Genomic DNA, 21,539 nt, shown 5'->3' on the forward strand with positions numbered 1-21,539 from the left:
CGGATGCTCAGGAACCGGCCCGGAACCGCCAGCCATGATCCACCGGCCCGATCCCCCCGCCGAGCGAGAACCCGGCCGCGATCGCCCCGGTGACGTACTCCTTGGCCGCCGCCACCGCCTCCGGCACCGCGTGCCCCTTGGCGAGCTGTGACGCGATCGCGGAGGCGAGGGTGCAGCCCGTGCCGTGGGTGTGCCGGTTGTCGTGGCGAGGCGCCCGCAGCCAGTGCTCCTCGGAGCCGTCCGTGAGCAGGTCCACGGCGTCCCCGGACAGGTGACCGCCCTTGATCAGCACCCACCGCGGCCCGTACCCGAGCACGGCCGCCGCGGCCCGCCGCAGCTGCTCCTCCGACTCGACGCGCACGCCCGTCAGCTGGGCCACCTCGTCGAGGTTCGGGGTGGCGACCGTCGCCACCGGCAGCAGCTTCGTACGGACGGAGTCCAGCGCCGAGGCGGCGAGCAGGGAGTCGCCGTGCTTGGAGACGCCCACCGGGTCGACGACCGCCGGGGCGTCCGTGCCCGCGATCAACTCGGCCACCGCCTCCACGAGTTCGGCGGACGCCAGCATCCCGGTCTTGACCGCCTGGACGCCGATGTCGTCGACGACACTGCGGTACTGGGCCCGCACCGCCTCCACCGGCAGCTCCCAAGCCCCCTGCACGCCGAGGGAGTTCTGTGCGGTCGCCGCCGTGAGGACGCTCATGCCGTGCACGCCGAGCGCGAGCATCGTCTTCAGGTCGGCCTGGATGCCGGCGCCGCCGCCCGAGTCGGAGCCCGCCACCGTAAGGACGTTGGGAATCATGACTCCATGTCCCCGAAGTGGTCCCAGCCGCCCTTGTCGGTCCACGGCGCCCCGTCGACCGTCACCTGGGGCAGCGCCGACGGGTTGAGGACCTCGCCGATGACCTTCCAGCGGGCGGGCAGCTTCACGTCCGGCGGGAAGGTCGCCACGATCGCGTGATCCTCTCCCCCGGTCAGCACCCACTGCATGGGGTCGACGCCGACGGCCTGCCCGATGTCGTTCATCTGGGAAGGGATGTCGATCGCCCCGGAGCGGATGTCGATGCGGACCTTGCTGGCCTCGGCGATGTGCCCCAGGTCGGCGATCAGCCCGTCGCTCACGTCGCACATCGCGGTCGCCCCGAGCCCGGCGGCCGCCGGACCCGCGTGGTACGGCGGCTCGGGCCGCCGGTGGGCCTCCACGAAGGCGCGCGGCGAGCGGAACCCGCGCGACAGCACCGCGTACCCGGCCGCCGACCAGCCCAGCCAGCCGGTCACCGCGACGAGGTCGCCGGGCTGCGCGCCCGCCCGCGTCACCGGCTCCTGGTTGCGCAGATCGCCGAGCGCGGTGATCGACACCATGATCGAGTCGCCGCGTACGACGTCACCGCCGACCACGGCGGCGCCCGCCACCTGGCATTCGTCGCGCAGGCCGTCCATCAGCTCGCTCGGCCACGTCACCGGCAGCTCGGCCGGAACGACCAGCCCCAGCAGCAGCGCGGTCGGTACGGCGCCCATGGCGGCGATGTCGGCGAGGTTCTGCGCCGCCGCCTTGCGGCCCACGTCGTAGGCCGTCGACCAGTCCCGGCGGAAGTGCCGGCCCTCCACCAGGATGTCCGTACTGGCCACGACCCGGCGGTCGGGCGCGGCCACCACGGCGGCGTCGTCGCCGGGGCCGACCCGGACCGCCGGGGTGGTGGTCAGACGGGAGGTGAGCTCCCTGATGAGCCCGAACTCACCGAGCTCACCAACAGTGCCCTTCATTGCCCTTTCTCCCCTTCTGTCCCTGTTCGTGCCCGGTCGCGAGGCCTCTCGGCCCTCGTTACGGTCGAAGTGACCGTCAAGTTCTGCCGGACCTGCACCCCGGCGCGCAAGGCCCGGTCCCCGCAGGTCTCCCCGCGGCGAGCGGCGACGCGATACCGTGGCGTTCCTTTTCCCCACATGATCCTCGTGGCCGCCCTGGAGGTTCCGTGGTACAGGCGTACATCCTGATCCAGACGGAGGTCGGCAAGGCGTCGACCGTCGCCGAGACGATCAGCAAGATTCCTGGGGTCATCCAGGCCGAGGACGTCACAGGACCGTACGACGTGATCGTGCGGGCCCAGGCCGACACCGTCGACGACCTCGGCCGCATGGTGGTCGCCAAGGTCCAGCAAGTGGACGGCATCACCCGCACCCTGACCTGCCCGGTCGTCCATCTGTAGCCCCCGTCTACCCTGTGCCGGTGAACTCTTTCCGTCACCGGCACCACTCTGTGTTCCGCGTATTCTTCCGCCTGCCCGCTCTCGCGCTGTTGATCACTGCCGCGGGCTGCTCCTCAGCAGACGACAGCGCGTCGACGGCGGTTCCCAGTCCGGACGCGAAGGTCACGGAACTGTGCCGGAACCTGGACAAGGTACTGCCCGCGAAGGTGGAGGGAGAGCGTCGCGAGGATCCCGAGCCCACGTCGGCGCTGACGGCGGGCTGGGGCAGCCCGGCGATCATACTTCGCTGCGGTGTGCCGCAGCCGCCCAAGATGGTCGATCCGAAGGTGGCCGACGGGCATGATCCGGATGCGGTCGCCGGGGGTGTGAACGGGGTCGACTGGCTGATGGAGAAGCAGGACGACGGGGGGTACGTCTTCACCACCGCCAACCGGGAGGCGTACGTGGAAGTGCGCGTACCGGAGGGACCGGACAGCTCCGGGGTGCTGATCGATCTGGCCTCCGCCGTCAAGGAGGCGATCCCCGAGGGGATCGCCTCCTGAGCGCCGTGCCTTCCCCGCGCCCCCGGGTCAGCGCAGGCCGGTCGGCCTGCGAAGTGCCGCCTGCACCAGGCGGTCCACCAGCTCCGGGTAGCTCACCCCGCTCGCCTGCCACATCTGCGGATACATCGAGATGGGCGTGAAGCCGGGCATCGTGTTGATCTCGTTGATCACGAACTCGCCGTCCTCGGTGAGGAAGAAGTCCGCGCGGACCAGGCCCTCGCAGGACGCCGCCTCGAAGGCGTCGACCGCCAGGCGCTGGACCTCCGCCGTCTCCTCCGGCGTCAGGGGCGCCGGCACGATCCCCGGCGTCGAGTCGATGTACTTGGCCTCGAAGTCGTAGTACGCGTGCGCCTCCGGCGAGGGGATCTCGGCGGGCAGGGAGGCCCGGGGGCCGTCCTCGAACTCCAGGACGCCGCACTCGATCTCGCGGCCGCGCAGCGCGGCCTCCACGAGGATCTTCGGGTCGTGCCGCCGGGCCTCGGCGATCGCCTCGTCGAGGCCGGAGAGGTCGTCGACCTTGGTGATGCCGATCGACGAACCGGCGCGCGCGGGCTTCACGAACAGCGGCCAGCCGTGCTCGCCGGCGAAGTCGACGATCTTCTTGCGGGCGGCGGCACCCTTGTCCCCGTTCGGGGCGCCCTGCTCCCACTCGCGCGGGCGGATCACCAGGTACGGGCCGACCCGGAGCCCGAACGAGGTGAACACCCGCTTCATGTACTCCTTGTCCTGGCCCACGGCCGAGGCGAGCACACCCGAACCCACGTACGGGACGCCGGAGAGCTCCAGGAGGCCTTGGAGGGTGCCGTCCTCGCCGTAGGGGCCGTGCAGCACCGGGAAGACCACGTCGACCTCGCCGAGCGCCTTGGGGACCGATCCCGGCTCGCTGTAGACGACTTCGCGGTTGGCGGGGTCGACGGGGAGCACCACGCCGCCCTCGGTCGACTCGGCGAGTTCCTCGACGCTGGGTGTGCGGCGTTCGGCGATCGCCATGCGTTCCGGTTCGTCGGCGGTGAGCACCCAGCGGCCTTCTCGGGTGATGCCGATCGGCAGGACGTCGTACTTCGTCCGGTCGATGGCCTTGAGGACGGCTCCGGCGGTGACCATGGAGATTCCGTGTTCGGAGCTGCGCCCCCCGAACACGACGGCCACACGCGGCTTACGAGACGGCTGCTCGGGGCTCTGGGGGAGGTTCTCGGTGCTCATATCGCGTTGAGAGTACCCGTTGGTAGGGCCGGGATACAGCGCCCGCGGAGCCGCGTCGCTCAGCGTCGTTCCGGCTTCGCGCTGCGCGACATCAGCTCCTTGAGGGCCACCACCGGAGGCTTGCCCTCGTGCACGATGCCGACGACCGTCTCCGTGATGGGCATGTCGACGCCGTGCCGGCGGGCCAGATCCAGCACCGATTCGCAGGACTTGACGCCCTCGGCGGTCTGCTTGGTGACCGCGATGGTCTCCTGGAGGGTCATGCCCTTACCCAGGTTGGTGCCGAAGGTGTGGTTCCGGGACAGCGGCGAGGAGCACGTGGCCACCAGGTCGCCCAGGCCCGCGAGTCCGGAGAAGGTCAGCGGGTCGGCACCGAGCGCGAAGCCGAGCCGGGTCGTCTCGGCGAGACCGCGGGTGATGAGCGAGCCCTTGGCGTTGTCGCCGAGGCCCATGCCGTCCGCGATGCCGACGGCCAGGCCGATGACGTTCTTGACCGCGCCGCCGAGTTCACAGCCGACGACGTCGGTGTTGGTGTACGGGCGGAAGTACGGCGTGTGGCAGGCGGCCTGGAGCCGCTGGGCGACGGCCTCGTCGGTGCAGGCGACCACGGCGGCGGCCGGCATCCGCGCGGCGATCTCGCGGGCCAGGTTGGGCCCGGTGACCACGGCGATCCGGTCCGGGCCGACCTTGGCGACATCGTCGATGACCTCGCTCATCCGCATCGCGGAGCCGAGTTCGACGCCCTTCATCAGCGACACGAGGACCGTGCCGGGGGCGAGCAGCGGAGCCCAGTCGGCGAGGTTGCCGCGCAGGGTCTGCGAGGGGACCGAGAGGACCGTGAAGTCGGCGTCCGCGGCGGCTTCCGCGGGATCCGTGGTGGCCCGCACGTTCTCCGGGAGTTCGACACCCGGGAAGTAGTCGGGATTGGTGCGGGTGGAGTTGATCGCCTCCACGACCTCCGGGCGGCGCCCCCACAGGGTGACCTCGCACCCGGCGTCGGCGAGCACCATGCCGAAGGCCGTGCCCCACGAACCGGCGCTCAGGACCGCCGCCTTGACCGGCTTGCTCACTTGCCCAACCCCTCTTCCTGTGCCGACTGCACCTGCGACGCCGCCTGCTGCACGCCCCGCTGTGTCTGCGCCTGGGTGCGGCGCCGCTGTTCGATCCGCTCCCGGCGCGGGTCGTAGGGCGCCTCGGGCGCCTTCTCGCCGCGGATCTCCTCCAGCTGGCGGGTGACGGCGGCCATGATGGCCTCGGTGGCCTCCTTCAGCAGCTCCGCGGTCATCTCCCGGTCGTAGAACCGCGTGAGGTCCACCGGCGGTCCGGCGAGCACCTGGTGCGTCTTGCGCGGCAGGAGGTGCGGCTTCTTCGCGTACGGCGGCAGCAATTCGTTGCAGCCCCACTGGGCGACGGGGATCACGGGGCACTTGGTCTGGAGGGCGACGCGTGCGGCCCCGGTCTTGCCGGTCATGGGCCAGCCCGCCGGGTCGCGGGTGAGGGTGCCCTCGGGATAGAAGGCTACGCATTCCCCGCGGTCGACGGCCTCGATCGCGGCCCGGAAGGCGCTCAGCGCGTCCGTGCTCTCGCGGTAGACGGGGATCTGCCCGGTGCCGCGCATCGCGGCGCCGACGAATCCCTTCTTGAAAAGCCCACTCTTCGCGAGGAATCGCGGGACGCGCCCGGTGTTGTACTGAAAGTGCGCATAAGCGAAGGGGTCGATGTGCGAATTGTGGTTCACCACGGTGATAAATCCACCCTCGGCCGGAATGTTCTCCATTCCGCGCCAGTCCCGCCTGAGCAGAACCACCAGCGGCGGTTTGCAGATCACCGCGGCCAAGCGGTACCAGAAGCCGATTCTGCGGCGGGGCACGCGGACACCTTCCTCTAGGGCCTGAAGCGGGGGCCACCGGGGGGCCGCACAAGTGTCGCCCCGGGCCGCCGGTCTGTCGAGAACACCGTACGCCCCGACACACCGGGCGCCGTCGGCCCCGGGTGACAATGACCGCGACAAGAGAGGGACGGAAACTTCTGTGCAGTGGACCTTGGTCGTACCCCTGAAGCCCCTGGCCCAGGCCAAGAGCAGGCTTGCGGACACCGCGGACGACGGGCTGCGGCCGGACCTGGCGCTCGCCTTCGCCCAGGACACGGTGGCCGCCGCCCTGGCCTGCCCAGTGGTACGGGATGTGGCAGTCGTCACGGACGACGCCCGGGCGGGCCGCGAGCTGGCCGCACTGGGCGCGGCGATCATCCCCGACGAGCCGGGAGGCGGCCTCAACGCCGCCCTCGCACACGCGGCGGAAGCCGTACGGTCCGCACGTCCCGAAAGTCCCGTGGCCGCACTGAACGCCGACCTCCCTGCGCTGCGCCCGCCGGAATTGGCCCGGGTACTCGACGCCGCCGCTGAATTCCCCCGCGCTTTTCTCCCGGACGCGGCCGCAATCGGTACGACTCTGCTGGCCGCCGCCCCGGGCCGGCAATTGTTCCCGGCTTTCGGTGTCGATTCCCGGGCCCGGCACCGCGCCTCCGGGGCCATGGAACTGTCGCTCGCCGCCGTGGATTCCGTACGCCAGGACGTGGACACCGGTGACGACCTGCGCACCGCGCTGGCCCTGGGCGTCGGCCCTCATACGGCCGCGGCCGCCGCGCGGTTGCTGATACCCGGGCAGTAGGCTGCGGCCATGCAGGCGACCGCGTACACGTACGACCCCGAAAACCGCAGCGGGCAGGTGCTCCTGGACGACGGCACCCCGGTGCCCTTCGACGCGGCGGCGTTCGACGCGGGCGGTCTGAGGCTGCTGCGACCGGGCCAGCGGGTGCGGATCGAGGTGGAGGGCTCCAAGGAGGACCTCCGGATCACTCTGGTGACCCTCCAGACCCTCTGACCACTCCCTGAACACACCGCGGGCCGGACTCCGTACGGAGTCCGGCCCGGCGCATGAGTGACCCAGCGCCCCTACTTCTTGCGGGCGGTGGTCTTCTTCGCGGTGGTCTTGCGCGCCGTCGACTTCTTGGCGGGCGCCTTCTTGGCGGTCGCCTTCTTCGCCGGTGCCTTCTTGGCGGTGGTCTTCTTCGCGGCGGTGGTCTTGGCCGTCGTGGTCTTCTTGGCCGGTGCCTTCTTCGCCGTGGTCTTCTTCGCGGCCGCCGTCTTGGTGGTGGCCTTCTTCGCCGTCGTCTTCTTGGCGGTGGTCTTCTTCGCGGCGGCCGTCTTGGCGGTCGCCTTCTTCGCGGCGGCCTTCTTGACCGTCGCGCCGGCGCCGCCGGTCAGGCTGCCCTTCGGAGCCTTCTTGACGGAGACCTCGCCGCCACGCGGCAGCTTCTTCGAGCCGCTGACCAGGTCCTTGAAGCCCTGGCCCGCGCGGAAGCGCGGAACGGAGGTCTTCTTGACCCGAACCCGCTCGCCCGTCTGGGGGTTACGGGCGTAGCGGGCCGGACGGTCGACCTTCTCGAATGAACCGAAGCCGGTGACGGAGACCCTCTCACCAGCGACGACCGCGCGGACGATGGCGTCCAGTACATGGTCGACAGCGTCGGCGGCCTGCTGTCGGCCGCCCATCTTGTCGGCAATCGCTTCTACGAGCTGCGCCTTGTTCACGTCTTCCCCTTCGGAGACATCGCCAGAACGAAAGTGTTCAAGCTTTTTCGCACGTTAGGCAGATATATACCGCAAATCAAACACGAAACGGGCTTATCACCCTTGTGCCGCAACGAACTCGACGGTGTCGTCCGGTTCAACGTTCCTCGTCGGGGAGACGTCCCTCGTCGAGGTCCGCGGTGAACCGATCCAGCCGCCTTGCCGCGTCGGCGAGATCGTGCTTGGCCGCGGCCGTAATGACCAGCAGCTTCCGGGCCAGCGCCATCCGTACGCCCTCCGGGACTTGCAGTGCGCGCACCCTTGCGTGCGCTTCCTTGAGTTGGCCCGCGACTGCCGTATAGAGCTCGAGTTGGCCGTCGTGTTCCATGCACAGATTGTGCCATCTGGGGCGAGTTGTCGCCTGCGCAGGGGACAACTGCCGCCTCAAACGGTCTTCCGGGCGCAGACGGAAGTCACGGCTGTACATCTCGCGTACCCCAACAACCACCGGCATAACGTGGGAAGTTGCATGCCCGGCTCACGGCGGGCAGGGCCGTTCGGGTGCAGAAAAGGCTGTACCCCCGATCGGGCTGATCGGGGGTACAGAGGGGGGTTGCGGTGGCCGAAAGTCGCCTTGTTCAGGGGCGGCGGATCGTGCTCCGGATCAGACCGGGAGCGTCTGCGGCTTGAACGACGGGCGCTTCGCCTCGTACGCGGCGATGTCGGCCTCGTTCTGGAGGGTGATCGAGATGTCGTCGAGGCCGTTCAGCAGCCGCCAGCGGGCGTTCTCGTCCAGCTCGAAGGAGGCGGTGATGCCCTCGGCGCGGACCTCGCGGGCGACCAGGTCGACGGTGATCTCGGCCTGCGGGTCCTTCTCGGTGAGCTCCCACAGCGCGTCCACGATCTTCTGCTCCAGAACGACCGTGAGCAGGCCGTTCTTGAGCGAGTTGCCGCGGAAGATGTCGGCGAAGCGGGAGGAGATCACGGCCTTGAAGCCGAAGTTCTGAAGCGCCCAGACGGCGTGCTCGCGGGAGGAGCCGGTGCCGAAGTCGGGGCCGGCGACCAGGACGGTCGCACCCTGCCGCTCGGGCTGGTTGAGCACGAACGACGCGTCCTTGCGCCAGGCCTCGAACAGCCCGTCCTCGAACCCGTCCCGCGTGACCTTCTTGAGCCAGTGGGCGGGGATGATCTGGTCGGTGTCGACGTTGCTGCGGCGCAGCGGGACGGCCCGGCCGGTGTGGGTGGTGAAGGCTTCCATGACTGATCAGACTCCAGCGGGCGTACGGGTGTCGGCGGCGGACAGGTCGGCCGGGGAGGCCAGGTGGCCCAGTACGGCGGTAGCGGCCGCGACCTGCGGCGACACCAGGTGCGTACGACCGCCCTTGCCCTGCCGGCCCTCGAAGTTGCGGTTGGAGGTGGACGCGGAGCGCTCACCCGGGGCCAGCTGGTCGGGGTTCATGCCCAGACACATCGAGCAGCCCGCGTGCCGCCACTCGGCGCCGGCGTCCTTGAAGACGACGTCCAGACCCTCGGAGACGGCCTGGAGACCGACCCGCGCGGAGCCCGGGACGACCAGCATCCGTACGCCGTCGGCGACTTTGCGGCCCTTGAGCAGCTCGGCGGCGGCGCGCAGGTCTTCGATGCGGCCGTTGGTGCAGGAGCCTACGAAGACGGTGTCCACCTTGACGGAGCGCAGCGGCTGGCCGGCCTCCAACCCCATGTATTCCAGGGCCTTTTCGGCGGCGTAGCGCTCCGAAGCGTCTTCGTACGAAGCAGGGTCGGGGACGGACGCCGAAAGCGGTGCGCCCTGGCCGGGGTTGGTGCCCCAGGTGACGAACGGCGACAGTTCGGCGGCGTCGATGACGACCTCGGCGTCGAACTCGGCGTCCTCGTCCGTCCTGAGCGTCTTCCAGTACTCGACGGCCGCGTCCCAGTCCGCGCCCTCGGGGGCGTGCGGGCGGCCCTTGAGGTACGCGAAGGTGGTCTCGTCCGGGGCGATCATGCCCGCGCGGGCGCCGGCCTCGATCGACATGTTGCAGATGGTCATGCGCGCTTCCATCGAGAGCTTCTCGATGGCCTCGCCGCGGTACTCCAGGACGTAGCCCTGGCCGCCGCCGGTGCCGATCCGGGCGATGATCGCCAGGATCAGGTCCTTGGCGGTGACGCCCTCGGGCAGTTCGCCGTCGACCGTGATCGCCATGGTCTTCGGGCGGGACATCGGCAGCGTCTGGGTGGCCAGCACGTGCTCCACCTGGGAGGTGCCGATGCCGAACGCCAGCGCGCCGAAGGCACCGTGCGTGGAGGTGTGGGAGTCGCCGCAGACGACGGTGGTGCCCGGCTGGGTCAGACCCAGCTGCGGGCCGACGACGTGCACGACGCCCTGCTCGACGTCGCCCAGCGGGTGCAGCCGCACGCCGAAGTCGGCGGCGTTCTTGCGCAGCGTCTCCAGCTGGATCCGGGAGACCGGGTCCGCGATCGGCTTGTCGATGTCGAGGGTGGGGGTGTTGTGGTCCTCGGTCGCGATGGTGAGGTCGAGGCGCCGGACCTTGCGGCCGCTCTTGCGCAGACCGTCGAAGGCCTGCGGGCTGGTCACCTCGTGCAGCAGGTGCAGATCGATGAAGAGAAGGTCGGGCTCGCCCTCCGCGCGCCGGACGACATGGTCGTCCCAGACTTTCTCCGCGAGTGTCCTACCCATCGCTGTTCCCTCCGGTCGACGACGATCCGCCGACCCAACTAGAGATCTTGAAGAGGCGGGCCCGCGCCCCTGCGTTTCCGGGCAACCGCCGCCAGGCCCGTACGTCACGGGCCGCTGTGACTTCGTGTCTTCCAGAGTGGCGGGTTCCACGAGAATTTGAACTTGCGTTTCACAGAGTGAGACGCGAGTATCGTTTCATGGACAACAGTAGCGGCGTCGGCGTTCTGGACAAGGCGGCCCTCGTCCTGAGCGCTCTGGAGTCCGGTCCGGCCACCCTCGCGGGCCTGGTCGGTGCCACCGGACTGGCACGACCCACGGCCCACCGCCTGGCCGTGGCGCTGGAACACCACCGCATGGTGGCGCGCGACATGCAGGGCCGTTTCATTCTCGGCCCTCGCCTGGCAGAACTGGCCGCGGCCGCGGGTGAGGACCGTCTCCTCGCCACCGCGGGCCCGGTGCTCACCCACCTCCGTGACGTGACGGGCGAGAGCGCGCAGCTCTACCGCCGCCAGGGCGACATGCGCATCTGCGTCGCCGCGGCGGAGCGTCTGTCGGGGCTGCGGGACACCGTCCCGGTCGGCTCGACGCTCACGATGAAGGCCGGCTCCTCGGCGCAGATCCTGATGGCCTGGGAGGAGCCGGAGCGGCTGCACCGCGGCCTCCAGGGCGCGCGCTTCACGGCGACGGCCCTGTCGGGCGTACGGCGCCGGGGGTGGGCCCAGTCGATCGGCGAGCGCGAGCCGGGGGTCGCGTCCGTCTCCGCGCCGGTGCGCGGCCCTTCCAACCGTGTGGTGGCCGCCGTGTCGGTGTCCGGGCCGATCGAGCGGTTGACGCGTCATCCGGGGCGGATGCATGCGCAGGCTGTGATCGATGCGGCGGGGCGCCTCTCCGAGGCGTTGCGACGTACTGGCTGATCGTTACGGGGAGAGTCGGCCTCAACGCCGCGGCAGGCTTTCCCCGACCAGGCGCAGTGGCAGCTTGGGGTTTCATGTCGAGCGTCGGCAGTCGGTGGTTGTTCGCGCAGTTCCCCGCGCCCCTGAGGGACGTACGAAAAGGCCCCCCACCGAAGTGGAGGGCCTTCCCGGTACGTACCCCCGACCGGATTCGAACCGGCGCTACCGCCTTGAGAGGGCGGCGTGCTAGGCCGCTACACAACGGGGGCCTGGACTCTGCGTTTCCGCAGGTCCGAGCTGGTCTACCTGGACTCGAACCAAGACTAACTGAACCAGAATCAGTCGTGCTGCCAATTACACCATAGACCAATGTGGTTTAGACCAGTCAGTACCCCCGACCGGATTCGAACCGGCGCTACCGCCTTGAGAGGGCGGCGTGCTAGGCCGCTACACAACGGGGGCCCTAGCAGTCCCGAGATGATCGTCGATCTTCCGGAACCAGTACCCCCGACCGGATTCGAACCGGCGCTACTGCCTTGAGAGGGCAGCGTGCTAGGCCGCTACACAACGGGGGCTTGCGGATCGGAATCCGCTGGCGCAGATGAGCTCTGCGAGCTGGCCTACCTGGACTCGAACCAAGACTAACTGAACCAGAATCAGTCGTGCTGCCAATTACACCATAGGCCACTGGAACGCAAGCCCCTGAGGGGATCTTGTTCTAGTAGTGCGCCTGAGGTTCCTGCCTTCCGGCCCGCTCCCCGCGGCGCAGGAAGAACATTACCCGAAGGTGGACGGGGCTCCAAAACGAGTATCCGCGCCGAGCAGAGACGGCAGTTCGGCGAGGGAGGCGATGCGGTGCGGCCCGACGGGCGGGTCGATCGTGGCGTACGCACCCCCGCGATCGATCCACACCGACAGCAGCCCGGCGTCGGCGGCCCCCCGCCCGTCGATCTCCGGGTGGTCGCCGACATAGGCGACCTGGTCCGGCGGCAGACCGAGGGCGGCGCAGGCCGCGAGGAACGCCCCGGCCTCGGGTTTCGAGACGCCGAGCTCGGCCGCGCACAGGATGCTCTCGAAGCGGTCGTGGACGCCGAGGACGCGCAGCTTGCGGTCCTGGACATGGATGCTGGAGTTGGACAGCACGGCGTGCCGGTGGCTGGCGGCGAGGGCGTCGAGGACGGGCAGGACGTCCGGGAAGAGGGCCCAGACCGCCTCGTAGTGGGCGCGGTACCGCCTGAACCACGCGTCGGCCTCGGCGTCGGTGAGGTCCTGGCCGAGGAACACCCGTACGCGGTCGCGCCGCTGGTCCTCGAAGGTGGCCTCACCGGCCGCGAAGCGCGCCCATTGCACGTCGGTGATCTCCCGCCAGCGGGTGATGGCCTGCTCGACGGTGTCGTAGTCGTCGAGCAGGCCCTCGGCCGTCAGGTGGGCGCGCATGCCGAGACGGTCGGCGGTCGTGTAGTCGAAGAGGGTGTCATCGACGTCCCAGACCACAGCGTGGATCCTCATGGTCGGACCGTACCCACTGCCGGGTGCTCTCAGCCCGGGGGCAGCGTGCCGGAGAGCGTGAGGTCCGGACAGCGTGAATCCAACGGCACCTCGGCTGTCGGCAGTTGCCCGGAAGGAGGAACTCCGGGTGACGGCTGGGCGGACACGACGAGGGCGGCGCCCGAACCGGACGCCGCCCTCGTCGTGTGTATCTACGCCATGTGTGCGTTACGCGGCCAGCTTCGCCAGCGCCGCGTCGATCCGGGCCAGGGTCGTCTCCTTGCCCAGGACCTCCAGCGACTCGAAGAGCGGCAGGCCGACCGTGCGGCCGGTGACGGCGACACGGACCGGGGCCTGGGCCTTGCCGAGCTTGAGGCCGTGGGCCTCGCCGGCGGCCAGGACGGCCTCCTTCAGCGACTCGGCTGAGGTCCAGTCGGCCGCCTCCAGCTTCTCGCGTGCGGTGCGCAGCAGGGCGTCCGAGCCTTCCTTCATGGCCTTCGTCCAGCTGGCCTCGTCCTCCACCGGCTCCGGCAGGAACAGGAAGTCGACGTTGTCGGTGATCTCGGAGAGCACCTTGAGGCGGGTCTGCGCGTGCGGCGCGATGGCCTGCCACTTCGCCTCGTCGAAGGCCTCGGGGGCCCAGGGGGCGAACGGTGCCTGCAGCCACGGGCGGCAGCGCTCCGTGAAGTCCTTCACGTCCAGCAGGCGGATGTGGTCGCCGTTGATGGCCTCGCACTTCTTCAGGTCGAAGCGGGCCGGGTTGGGGTTGACGTCCGCGATGTCGAAGGCCGCGATCATCTCGTCGATCGTGAAGACGTCCTGGTCGGCGGAGAGGGACCAGCCGAGCAGCGAGAGGTAGTTGAGCAGGCCCTCGGGGAGGAAGCCGCGCTCCCGGTAGAGGTTCAGCGACGACTGCGGGTCGCGCTTGGAGAGCTTCTTGTTGCCCTCGCCCATGACGTACGGCAGGTGCCCGAAGGAGGGGATCTGCCGGGCGATGCCCAGCTCGATCAGCGCCTTGTACAGGGCGATCTGGCGCGGCGTGGAGGAGAGCAGGTCCTCGCCGCGCAGGACGTGGGTGATCTCCATCAGGGCGTCGTCGACCGGGTTGACCAGCGTGTAGAGCGGGGCGCCGTTGGCGCGGACGATGCCGTAGTCCGGGACGTTCTCCGGGGAGAAGGTCAGCTCGCCGCGGACCAGGTCGGTGAAGGTGATCGTCTCGTCGGGCATGCGGAAGCGGACGATCGGCTCCCGGCCCTGGGCCTTGTACTCCTCGACCTGGGCGTCGGTCAGCGCGCGGCAGTGGCCGTCGTAGCCGGACGGCTTGCCGGCGGCGCGGGCGGCCTCGCGGCGGGTGTCCAGCTCGTCCTGGGAGCAGTAGCAGTGGTAGGCGTGGCCGGCGTCGAGCAGCTTGGCCGCGACGTCCTTGTAGAGGTCCATGCGCTGCGACTGGCGGTACGGCGCGTGCGGGCCGCCGACCTCGGGGCCCTCGTCCCAGTCGAAGCCCAGCCAGCGCATCGAGTCGAGCAGCTGCGTGTACGACTCCTCGGAGTCGCGGGCCGCGTCGGTGTCCTCGATGCGGAAGACCAGGGTGCCCTGGTGGTGCTTGGCGAACGCCCAGTTGAACAGGGCGGTGCGCACCAGGCCCACGTGCGGGTTACCGGTGGGCGACGGACAGAAACGGACGCGTACGGGGGAGCCGGGTGCGCTAGCCACGCTTGACAACCTTGTTGGTGAGAGTGCCGATGCCTTCGATGGTGACGGCGACCTCGTCGCCGACGTTCAGGGGGCCGACCCCAGCCGGGGTGCCCGTGAGGATCACGTCGCCGGGGAGCAGCGTCATGGCCTCGGAGATGTTGACGATCAGGTCCTCGACGGAGTGGATCATCTCGCTGGTGCGGCCCAGCTGGCGCTGCTGGCCGTTGACCCTGAGCTGGATGGTCAGGTCGCTCGCGTCCAGGTCCGTCTCCACCCAGGGGCCGAGCGGGCAGGAGGTGTCGAAGCCCTTGGCCCGCGCCCACTGCTTCTCGCGCTTCTGGACGTCGCGGGCGGTGATGTCGTTGGCGCAGGTGTAACCGAAGATCACGTCCTTGACGCGCTCGCGCGGGACCTCGCGGCACATCCGGCCGATGACCACGGCCAGCTCGGCCTCGTGGTGCACCTCCTCCGAGAAGGAGGGGTACTGGATCTCGTCACCGGGGCCGATCACCGAGGTGGACGGCTTGAAGAAGGCGAACGGGGCGTCGGGCACCTCGTTGCCCAGCTCGCGCGCGTGCTCGCTGTAGTTGCGGCCGAAGGCGACGACCTTGTTGGGCAGCACCGGCGGCAGCAACCTGACCTTGCCGACCGGCACCTTCGTGCCGGAGAGCTCGAAGTCCGCGAACGGGATGCCCTTGATGATGTCCAGGACGAGCTCGTCCTGCTTGTCGCCCTCGATGGCGCCGAAGGCGACGTTCCCGTCGATGGAGAACCTGGCGATGCGCACGGGATGCTTGGCCCCTTGACTGAAGCGGCTGGAGTCTGACGCTCCAGGCTAACGCGGGGAAGGGTCCGCGCCGCGCGCATTACGAAGGGGCGCCCCTTCGCCGGAGCGCCCCTTCGATGCTGGTGTCCCACCGCCGTGAGCATCCGGCGGCCGGTGTGCGTACTACCCGGTGTCACTCCGCGGCAGCGGCGGCCGCGACGGGGACCTCGGTGAGGATGGTGCGCTTGGGGTTGGCAGTCTGGGTGGGGAGTTCGACGCGGTGCTCCGGCTGTTCCGGCGTCTGCAGTTCGTCGGCGTCGTCCAGGTGCGCCAGCGTCGTGCGTCGCGGGTTGGCGATCTTGTGGAACATCGTCGTCGTCTTCACTGTTTACTTGACCCTGTTCTGTGACGGGCGCGGGGAGGGCGCGTAGGACCCTCACACGGGCGCGGGTTGTCGGTTTTGCCATCTCTGTAAAGCGTCAGGCTAAACATGGGATTCCCGGCGCAATCGCGGGGAGCTCATGATCAGCATGTGAGTTTCCTCACGAATCAGGGGGCGAATCGGTCATTCCGGGCTTGCGTGCCACCTCGACGAAACGGACATTGACCCCCTGAAGCCCTCATTCTGCTGCTGATCATGGCGACTGGGACACCGGTCGCGCCTCGGTAACTCGCAGGCATATGTCCGGAATAGGCGAACTCACTTTCTACGTCCGGTGATTCGCCACTCACGTGCTGTCACCTATGTCACGGCATGGCCTACGAGCCTTGTTGGAGATCCTGTGCTGTGCTGGAATGCCACGGACCGCCGCAGGATCGAGCCGGCGCACAGGGGGCGCACAGACGCGCCGAGTGGCGGTGAGAAGGGGGAGCCAGCGCCGGTCACTCACGACCACCACGGGGGCGTACTCAGGGCGTCCCCAGAACGCCGACACCGTGTCCCGCCGTTCACGCGATGGGGCGCCTGGTCCAGAGGTTGCGACGCTAGTGCAGGGACGTTTCAAGAGGGATGGCAACGCTTCGGCGGAGCCGGAGCCGCACGGCGGGACTGGCCCCATGAATGGCGGCCCCTCGCCCCAGCACGCCCAGAACCAGGGCCCCGCCGGTGACGGCGGGGAGCGCCCCGGGCGCCCCGGCGCGTCGGCCCCCACGGGGTCCGCGAGCCCGGCCCTGAAGCCGCCGGCGGGCCCGTCCGGCCCCGGCCCTCGAATAGCCCTGCGCAACTGGCGCATCTCCACCCGTCTGGTCTCGCTGCTCGCCCTCCCGGTGGTCGCGGCCACCTCGCTGGGCGCGCTGCGTATCAACCAGTCCATGGACGACATCCAGCAGCTCGACAACATGAAGCTGCTGACGGACATGACCAAGCAGGCCACCGAGCTGTCCGCCGCCCTCCAGGAGGAGCGCGACCAGTCTGCGGGCCCGCTCGCGCACGGCGGCAAGGCGACCGACTTCACGGTCAAGGGTCTTCGCGAGAAGACCGACCGGGCGATGAAGAACTTCCTCGACAGTTCCGAGGAGATCGACAGCGCCAGCAAGGAAGGCAACCTCAAGGGCGTCCGCGAGTACCTCATCCAGCTCGCCGGCGAGCTGGGCGACCTGGCGCAGATCCGCAAGAGCGCCTACGCCTCCGAGGGCAACTCCACGCAGACGGTCGAGGCGTACCACCGTCTGATCGAGAACCTGATCGACCTCTCCCAGGACATGGCCGAGGCGACCAGCAACCCGGACATGATCCAGCGCACGCGTGCGCTCGCGGCGTTCTCCTCCGCCAAGGAGTACTCCTCGATCCAGCGCGCGGCCCTCGCGGCGGCACTGCCCGCGAGCAACACCACGACCGGCAAGCTCTCGCCGAACGACCGGCTCTACGCCGAGTCGGCCCTGGAGAGCCAGAAGTCCGAGATCCGCAGCTTCAAGAGCATCTACGGCGAGGACGCCGCCGCCGAGCTGCTCAAGCCCATCGAGGACGGCGGCAACTCCACGATCAAGGCCACCGACACCTACGCGGGTCGTGCCCTGGTCTCCGCGAGCGGACTCGCGCAGCAGGACAAGCGGTCCTACCGCGACTGGCTGGACGACAGCTCCACCAAGATCCAGCAGATGAAGAACATCGAGCACACGCTGCTCGAGGAGATGGAACAGAAGGCCCGCGAGCTGCGCAGCGCCACCGAGCGCGACGCGATCATCTCCGGTGCGCTGATCCTGATCGTGCTCGGCGTGTCGCTGGTCGGCGCCTTCGTCGTGGCCCGCTCCATGATCCGCTCGCTGCGCCGCCTGGAGGAGACCGCGACCAAGGTCGCCTCCGACCGTCTGCCCGAGCTGGTCAAGCAGCTGTCCGAGTCCGACCCGCAGGACGTCGACACGTCCGTGGAGTCGGTCGGTGTGCACTCCCGGGACGAGATCGGCCGAGTGGCCGCGGCCTTCGACGACGTGCACCGCGAGGCGGTCCGCCTCGCCGCCGAGCAGGCCCTGCTGCGGGGCAACGTCAACGCGATGTTCACCAACCTCTCGCGCCGCTCCCAGGGGCTGATCCAGCGCCAGCTGTCGCTGATCTCCGAGCTGGAGTCCCGCGAGGCCGACCCGGACCAGCTGTCCTCGCTGTTCAAGCTCGACCACCTCGCCACGCGTATGCGCCGTAACGGTGAGAACCTGCTGGTTCTCGCGGGTGAGGAGCCCGGCCGCCGGTGGACCCGCCCGGTGCCGCTGGTCGACGTGCTGCGTGCCGCCGCGTCCGAGGTGGAGCAGTACGAACGCATCGAGCTGGCCTCCGTGCCGACCACCGAGGTGGCCGGCCGGGTCGTCAACGACCTCGTGCACCTGCTCGCCGAGCTGCTGGAGAACGCGACCTCGTTCTCCTCGCCGCAGACCAAGGTCAAGGTCACCGGTCACGCGCTGCCCGACGGCCGTGTGCTGATCGAGATCCACGACACCGGTATCGGCCTCTCCCCCGAGGACCTCGCCGCGATCAACGAGCGGCTCGCCTCTCCCCCGACGGTGGACGTCTCCGTCTCCCGCCGCATGGGTCTGTTCGTGGTCGGTCGGCTGTCCCAGCGGCACGGCATCCGCATCCAGCTGCGCCCGTCCGACTCCGGTGGTACGACCGCGCTGGTCATGCTGCCCGTCGACGTCGCCCAGGGCGGCAAGAAGCCCCAGCCCAAGCAGCCCGGCCAGCCGTCCGTCGGCGGTGGCGGTCCGGCCGCCGCGCAGGCCGCAGCCGGTGCGGCCGCGGCCCGGCGTGCCGCCGGTGCCGGCCAGGGCGGTGGCGCCCTCGGAGCCGGTGCGTCCGGTGGCGGCGGCTTCGGTGGCGGTGCGTCGTCCGGTGGTGGCCGGCTCGGTGCCGGCCAGGGTCCGCGGGCCGCGCTGCCCGGGCGGGACGCGGACGGTGGCCGGCCTGGCGGAGGGCGCGGACCGCAGGGTCCCGACAAGTCCCCGTCGTTGTTCGAGCAGAGCGCTCCGCCCGCGCCGTCGCAGGGCCGTCCGTCCCCCAAGCCCTCAGCTTCGTTCGAGCAGGGGGCACCCCCGTCCGCCGGTGCCGGGTTCGGTCAGGCGCCGGGTGCCCCGCAGGGTTTGCAGGCCGCGGGTACGAACGGGCCGCAGGGCCGGGGCCAGCAGCGCCCGGGCAACGCCGAGCAGGGGCAGGGCCGTCGGCCGCAGCTGCCGCCGCGCGGCGGTCCGCGGGCCGAGCTGCCCGGCGGTGACTCGCAGCCGAGCTGGAGCGACGAGAACGCCCAGCCGCCGGTGCCGCGTGCCTCCCTGGACACCCCGCGCGGGCACGACGAGCCGGACGTCTCCCGTACCTCTCCGATGCCGCGGATCGACGACCGCCAGGGCCCGGGCTCGACGGCGGAGATCCCGGCCGTTCCGCGCGACGACGACCGACAGGGCCCCGGCTCTCCGGCCGACTACGGCACGGGCGGCCCCCAGCACTCGGACCGATTCGGCCTTCCCGGCACGGACGGCTCGCAGGGTTCGGGCCAGTTCGTCCGCCCGGACGTCTTCGGCGCCCCGGCCGGCCGCCGCGACCCGTCGTCCACGACGGGCCAGTACCCGGCTCCGCAGTCCTACGACAACGGCTCGACCGGCCAGTACCCGGCTCCGCAGTCCTACGACAACGGCTCGACCGGCCAGTACCCGGCTCCGCAGTCCTACGACAACGGCTCCACGGGCCAGTACCCGGCGTCCCGCCAGGACAACGGCTCCGGCCGGCCCACCCTCCCCGGTCCGGCCGCCCCGGCCGACCCGGCGGGCACGGGCCAGTTCGAGCAGCCGCAGGTCAACGGCGCCCGGGGCGGGGCCGACTTCGGCGCCCCGCGTCCGCCCGCCCCGCAGGCACGGCCCGCGCGGCAGGAGCCCGAGGCCCTGCCGCCGGCGTCCGGTCCGGGCGACGGGCGTACGCCGCTGTACGACACGCTCGAGACCAACTGGTTCCACGGCCAGCAGGAACAGCAGCCGCAGAGCGACGGCTCGGCTCCGAACCCGCAGCAGCCGCAGGGATCCAGCGGTCCGCAGCGGTCCGCCCCCGCCGGCTGGCGCAGCTCACCGAACGACGACCTCGTCCGCCAGGCCGAGCGCGTCCGCCAGCCCGCCGCCGGCGGTGTCACCACCTCCGGCCTGCCGCGCCGGGTGCCCCGGGCGAACCTCGTTCCGGGCACGGCACAGCAGCAGCCCCAGCAGAGCGGTCCGCAGATCTCGCGTGCCCCCGATGACGTACGCGGTCGGCTGACCAATCTCCGCCGCGGTATTGCACAGGGTCGTCAGGCCGGGTCCACCCAGACCGGCAGCTTCCCTCGGCCCTCTCACCAGCAGGAGCGTTAGTTGAGTCCGATGAGCCAGGCGGCACAGAATCTCAACTGGTTGATCACCAACTTCGTGGACAACACCCCAGGGGTGTCCCACACCGTCGTCGTGTCCGCCGACGGTCTCCTCCTGGCGATGTCGGAGGGCTTTCCACGCGACCGCGCGGACCAGCTCGCGGCAGTCGCCTCCGGCCTGACGTCCCTGACGGCAGGCGCCTCCCGGATCTTCGAGGGGGGCGACGTCGCGCAGACGGTCGTGGAGATGGAGCGGGGATTCGTCTTCCTCATGTCCGTCTCGGACGGCTCGTCCCTGGCCGTCCTCGCTCACCCCGAATGCGACATCGGCCTCGTCGGCTACGAGATGGCGCTCCTGGTCGACCGCGCGGGCGCGGTCCTCACCCCCGACCTGCGAGCTGAGCTCCAAGGCAGTCTGCTCCATTGATCGGCCCCGGCACCACCCGTCTCACCACATCACCGTCCGGCTGCCACACACCCCACACAGGCCTCGTCAGACGGCTCGACTGACCGACTTGCTGTCCCGCCCGGAGGACCCATGACCCCGCCCCCCGCCTCTCATGATCCGTACGCGGAGCCGTACGAGGACGAGGGCGACCAGCCGCTGGTCCGGCCGTACGCCATGACCGGCGGCCGGACGCGGCCGCGTTACCAGCTCGCCATCGAGGCACTGATCAGCACGACCGCCGATCCCGCGGCGCTCATGGGGCTGCTCCCGGAGCACCAGCGCATCTGCCACCTGTGCCGTGAGGTGAAGTCGGTCGCCGAGGTCTCGGCGCTGCTCAACATGCCGCTGGGTGTGGCACGGATCCTGGTCGCGGACCTCGCGGAGGCCGGTCTCGTCGCGATCCACCAGCCGGGCGGCGACGATGCCACCGGTGCACCGGACGTGACACTGCTCGAAAGGGTGCTCAGTGGACTTCGCAAGCTCTGACGCGGGTCGTTCCACCACGTCCGCGAAGATCGTGGTGGCGGGCGGCTTCGGCGTGGGCAAGACCACGTTCGTCGGCGCCGTCTCGGAGATCAACCCGCTGCGCACGGAGGCTGTGATGACCTCCGCCAGCGCGGGCATCGACGACCTCACGCACACCGGGGACAAGACCACCACCACGGTGGCCATGGACTTCGGCCGTATCACCCTGGACCAGGACCTGATCCTGTACCTCTTCGGTACGCCGGGCCAGGACCGCTTCTGGTTCATGTGGGACGACCTGGTGCGCGGCGCCATCGGCGCCGTCGTGCTGGTGGACACCCGCCGTCTCGCCGACTGCTTCCCGGCCGTCGACTACTTCGAGAACAGCGGCCTGCCGTTCGTCATCGCCCTCAACGGCTTCGACGGCCAGCAGCCCTACACCCCCGATGAAGTGCGGGAAGCTCTCCAGATCGGGCCGGACACCCCCATCATCACGACGGACGCCCGGCACCGGGCCGACGCGAAGAGTGCGCTGATCACGCTGGTCGAGCACGCTCTGATGGCACGGCTGAGGTAGCACCCAATTCAGAAGCGCCATACGGCAGTTGTCGTAGATATACCGGAGCCGACTGTGTCCTTTGACACGGTCGGCCAAGGTGTTCATAACGTTTCGGCAGAGGAATCTGGTGGTACGGCCACGCGTCGCGCACATCCGGTCTCGCTGCGCGCACAATCGCCCCGCCTTTTGGCGGGGCTCGCTCTTT

General features: G+C 70.0%; 22 protein-coding genes and 5 tRNA genes. 9 read left to right on the top strand and 18 right to left on the bottom strand.

The genetic code is table 11. The features are described from left to right. Positions 1–7: 7 nt before the first annotated feature. Together thiD and ACZ6TU_RS22780 are read right to left on the bottom strand one after the other, a co-directional pair. Positions 8–799 (bottom strand): bifunctional hydroxymethylpyrimidine kinase/phosphomethylpyrimidine kinase, encoded by a 792-nt coding sequence (thiD, locus tag ACZ6TU_RS22775; RefSeq protein WP_469550616.1) that lies wholly within the window; start codon positions 797–799, stop codon positions 8–10. Beyond that, the gene (locus tag ACZ6TU_RS22780; protein ID WP_467676935.1) at positions 796–1,761 is read right to left on the bottom strand and encodes a thiamine-phosphate kinase; all 966 of its coding nucleotides are present in this window, start codon (positions 1,759–1,761) and stop codon (positions 796–798) included. Before ACZ6TU_RS22780 ends, thiD begins: the two co-directional genes overlap by 4 nt. A 206-nt stretch (positions 1,762–1,967) precedes the next feature. Between ACZ6TU_RS22780 and ACZ6TU_RS22785 the strand changes: the two genes are divergently transcribed. Together ACZ6TU_RS22785 and ACZ6TU_RS22790 are read left to right on the top strand one after the other, a co-directional pair. After that, a complete protein-coding gene (locus ACZ6TU_RS22785; RefSeq protein WP_003997603.1) occupies positions 1,968–2,201 on the top strand; it encodes an Lrp/AsnC family transcriptional regulator in 234 nt (77 codons plus the stop codon). Positions 2,202–2,221: 20 nt separating this feature from the next. Continuing rightward, positions 2,222–2,743, top strand: a complete 522-nt coding sequence (locus ACZ6TU_RS22790; protein WP_469550619.1) for a DUF3515 domain-containing protein — start codon at positions 2,222–2,224, stop codon at positions 2,741–2,743. Between the two features lie 27 nt (positions 2,744–2,770). Here ACZ6TU_RS22790 and ACZ6TU_RS22795 read toward each other — a convergent pair whose 3' ends face one another. Genes ACZ6TU_RS22795 through ACZ6TU_RS22805 form a run of 3 tightly spaced genes read right to left on the bottom strand, consistent with a single transcriptional unit; the run spans position 2,771 to position 5,816 of the window. After that, a complete protein-coding gene (locus ACZ6TU_RS22795) occupies positions 2,771–3,946 on the bottom strand; it encodes a D-alanine--D-alanine ligase family protein (RefSeq protein WP_467676931.1) in 1,176 nt (391 codons plus the stop codon). A gap of 59 nt (positions 3,947–4,005) precedes the next feature. Further along, positions 4,006–5,016, bottom strand: a complete 1,011-nt coding sequence (locus ACZ6TU_RS22800) for an NAD(P)H-dependent glycerol-3-phosphate dehydrogenase (protein ID WP_467676929.1) — start codon at positions 5,014–5,016, stop codon at positions 4,006–4,008. Next, positions 5,013–5,816: a lysophospholipid acyltransferase family protein gene (locus ACZ6TU_RS22805; RefSeq protein WP_467676927.1), complete on the bottom strand. Its 804-nt coding sequence runs from the start codon at positions 5,814–5,816 to the stop codon at positions 5,013–5,015. The genes ACZ6TU_RS22800 and ACZ6TU_RS22805 overlap by 4 nt, the downstream gene beginning before the upstream one ends. A 160-nt stretch (positions 5,817–5,976) precedes the next feature. On the opposite strand from ACZ6TU_RS22805, the gene cofC reads away from it, so the two are divergent. Continuing rightward, entirely contained in the window at positions 5,977–6,615 is a 639-nt protein-coding gene (cofC, locus tag ACZ6TU_RS22810; RefSeq protein WP_467676925.1) for a 2-phospho-L-lactate guanylyltransferase, read from the top strand. Positions 6,616–6,624: 9 nt separating this feature from the next. Continuing rightward, complete coding sequence (locus ACZ6TU_RS22815; RefSeq protein ID WP_467676923.1) at positions 6,625–6,828, top strand: hypothetical protein; 204 nt, start codon at positions 6,625–6,627, stop codon at positions 6,826–6,828. Between the two features lie 71 nt (positions 6,829–6,899). Here the strand turns inward: ACZ6TU_RS22815 and ACZ6TU_RS22820 are convergent, their stop codons facing one another. The 4 genes from ACZ6TU_RS22820 to leuC form a co-directional block, all read right to left on the bottom strand. Next, on the bottom strand, positions 6,900–7,538 hold the full coding sequence (locus tag ACZ6TU_RS22820) for an HU family DNA-binding protein (protein ID WP_020270055.1): 639 nt from the start codon (positions 7,536–7,538) through the stop codon (positions 6,900–6,902). Positions 7,539–7,674: 136 nt separating this feature from the next. Beyond that, positions 7,675–7,905, bottom strand: a complete 231-nt coding sequence (locus ACZ6TU_RS22825; protein ID WP_467676921.1) for an SCO5555 family protein — start codon at positions 7,903–7,905, stop codon at positions 7,675–7,677. 276 nt (positions 7,906–8,181) lie between these two features. Then, positions 8,182–8,775 carry a 3-isopropylmalate dehydratase small subunit gene (gene leuD / locus ACZ6TU_RS22830; RefSeq protein WP_086560324.1) on the bottom strand — a complete coding sequence of 198 codons (594 nt, stop codon included), beginning with the start codon at positions 8,773–8,775 and terminating at the stop codon, positions 8,182–8,184. Positions 8,776–8,781: 6 nt separating this feature from the next. Continuing rightward, entirely contained in the window at positions 8,782–10,212 is a 1,431-nt protein-coding gene (gene leuC, locus ACZ6TU_RS22835; RefSeq protein WP_467676919.1) for a 3-isopropylmalate dehydratase large subunit, read from the bottom strand. 197 nt (positions 10,213–10,409) lie between these two features. On the opposite strand from leuC, the gene ndgR reads away from it, so the two are divergent. After that, positions 10,410–11,126 carry an IclR family transcriptional regulator NdgR gene (gene ndgR, locus ACZ6TU_RS22840; protein ID WP_020270051.1) on the top strand — a complete coding sequence of 239 codons (717 nt, stop codon included), beginning with the start codon at positions 10,410–10,412 and terminating at the stop codon, positions 11,124–11,126. 175 nt (positions 11,127–11,301) lie between these two features. Here ndgR and ACZ6TU_RS22845 read toward each other — a convergent pair. The 9 genes from ACZ6TU_RS22845 to ACZ6TU_RS22885 all read right to left on the bottom strand — a co-directional run bounded on the left by ACZ6TU_RS22845 (position 11,302) and on the right by ACZ6TU_RS22885 (position 15,439). Then, positions 11,302–11,374 (bottom strand) — tRNA-Glu (locus ACZ6TU_RS22845). Between the two features lie 28 nt (positions 11,375–11,402). Next, positions 11,403–11,474, bottom strand: a tRNA-Gln gene (locus ACZ6TU_RS22850). Between the two features lie 20 nt (positions 11,475–11,494). Continuing rightward, a tRNA-Glu gene (locus tag ACZ6TU_RS22855) sits at positions 11,495–11,567 on the bottom strand. A gap of 40 nt (positions 11,568–11,607) precedes the next feature. Then, positions 11,608–11,680, bottom strand: a tRNA-Glu gene (locus ACZ6TU_RS22860). A gap of 40 nt (positions 11,681–11,720) precedes the next feature. Beyond that, a tRNA-Gln gene (locus tag ACZ6TU_RS22865) sits at positions 11,721–11,792 on the bottom strand. A gap of 90 nt (positions 11,793–11,882) precedes the next feature. After that, positions 11,883–12,614, bottom strand: coding sequence for an HAD family hydrolase (locus ACZ6TU_RS22870; RefSeq protein ID WP_467676917.1), 732 nt, complete (start codon positions 12,612–12,614; stop codon positions 11,883–11,885). A gap of 207 nt (positions 12,615–12,821) precedes the next feature. Continuing rightward, positions 12,822–14,306, bottom strand: coding sequence for a glutamate--tRNA ligase (gene gltX / locus ACZ6TU_RS22875; protein ID WP_469550628.1), 1,485 nt, complete (start codon positions 14,304–14,306; stop codon positions 12,822–12,824). Continuing rightward, complete coding sequence (locus ACZ6TU_RS22880; RefSeq protein WP_467676913.1) at positions 14,299–15,075, bottom strand: fumarylacetoacetate hydrolase family protein; 777 nt, start codon at positions 15,073–15,075, stop codon at positions 14,299–14,301. Before ACZ6TU_RS22880 ends, gltX begins: the two co-directional genes overlap by 8 nt. A gap of 172 nt (positions 15,076–15,247) precedes the next feature. Beyond that, positions 15,248–15,439 carry a hypothetical protein gene (locus ACZ6TU_RS22885; RefSeq protein WP_020270047.1) on the bottom strand — a complete coding sequence of 64 codons (192 nt, stop codon included), beginning with the start codon at positions 15,437–15,439 and terminating at the stop codon, positions 15,248–15,250. A 602-nt stretch (positions 15,440–16,041) separates the two neighbouring features. Here ACZ6TU_RS22885 and ACZ6TU_RS22890 point away from each other — a divergent pair. The 4 genes from ACZ6TU_RS22890 (at position 16,042) to ACZ6TU_RS22905 (ending at position 21,352) form a co-directional block, all read left to right on the top strand. Further along, the gene (locus tag ACZ6TU_RS22890; protein ID WP_469550632.1) at positions 16,042–19,866 is read left to right on the top strand and encodes a sensor histidine kinase; all 3,825 of its coding nucleotides are present in this window, start codon (positions 16,042–16,044) and stop codon (positions 19,864–19,866) included. A 9-nt stretch (positions 19,867–19,875) separates the two neighbouring features. Further along, a complete protein-coding gene (locus tag ACZ6TU_RS22895; protein WP_020271453.1) occupies positions 19,876–20,289 on the top strand; it encodes a roadblock/LC7 domain-containing protein in 414 nt (137 codons plus the stop codon). 111 nt (positions 20,290–20,400) lie between these two features. After that, positions 20,401–20,796: a DUF742 domain-containing protein gene (locus ACZ6TU_RS22900; protein WP_053668780.1), complete on the top strand. Its 396-nt coding sequence runs from the start codon at positions 20,401–20,403 to the stop codon at positions 20,794–20,796. Then, positions 20,777–21,352, top strand: coding sequence for a GTP-binding protein (locus ACZ6TU_RS22905; RefSeq protein ID WP_020271455.1), 576 nt, complete (start codon positions 20,777–20,779; stop codon positions 21,350–21,352). Before ACZ6TU_RS22900 ends, ACZ6TU_RS22905 begins: the two co-directional genes overlap by 20 nt. Positions 21,353–21,539: the final 187 nt, after the last annotated feature.

It is taken from the genome of Streptomyces sp. NPDC052064, from assembly GCF_055585925.1.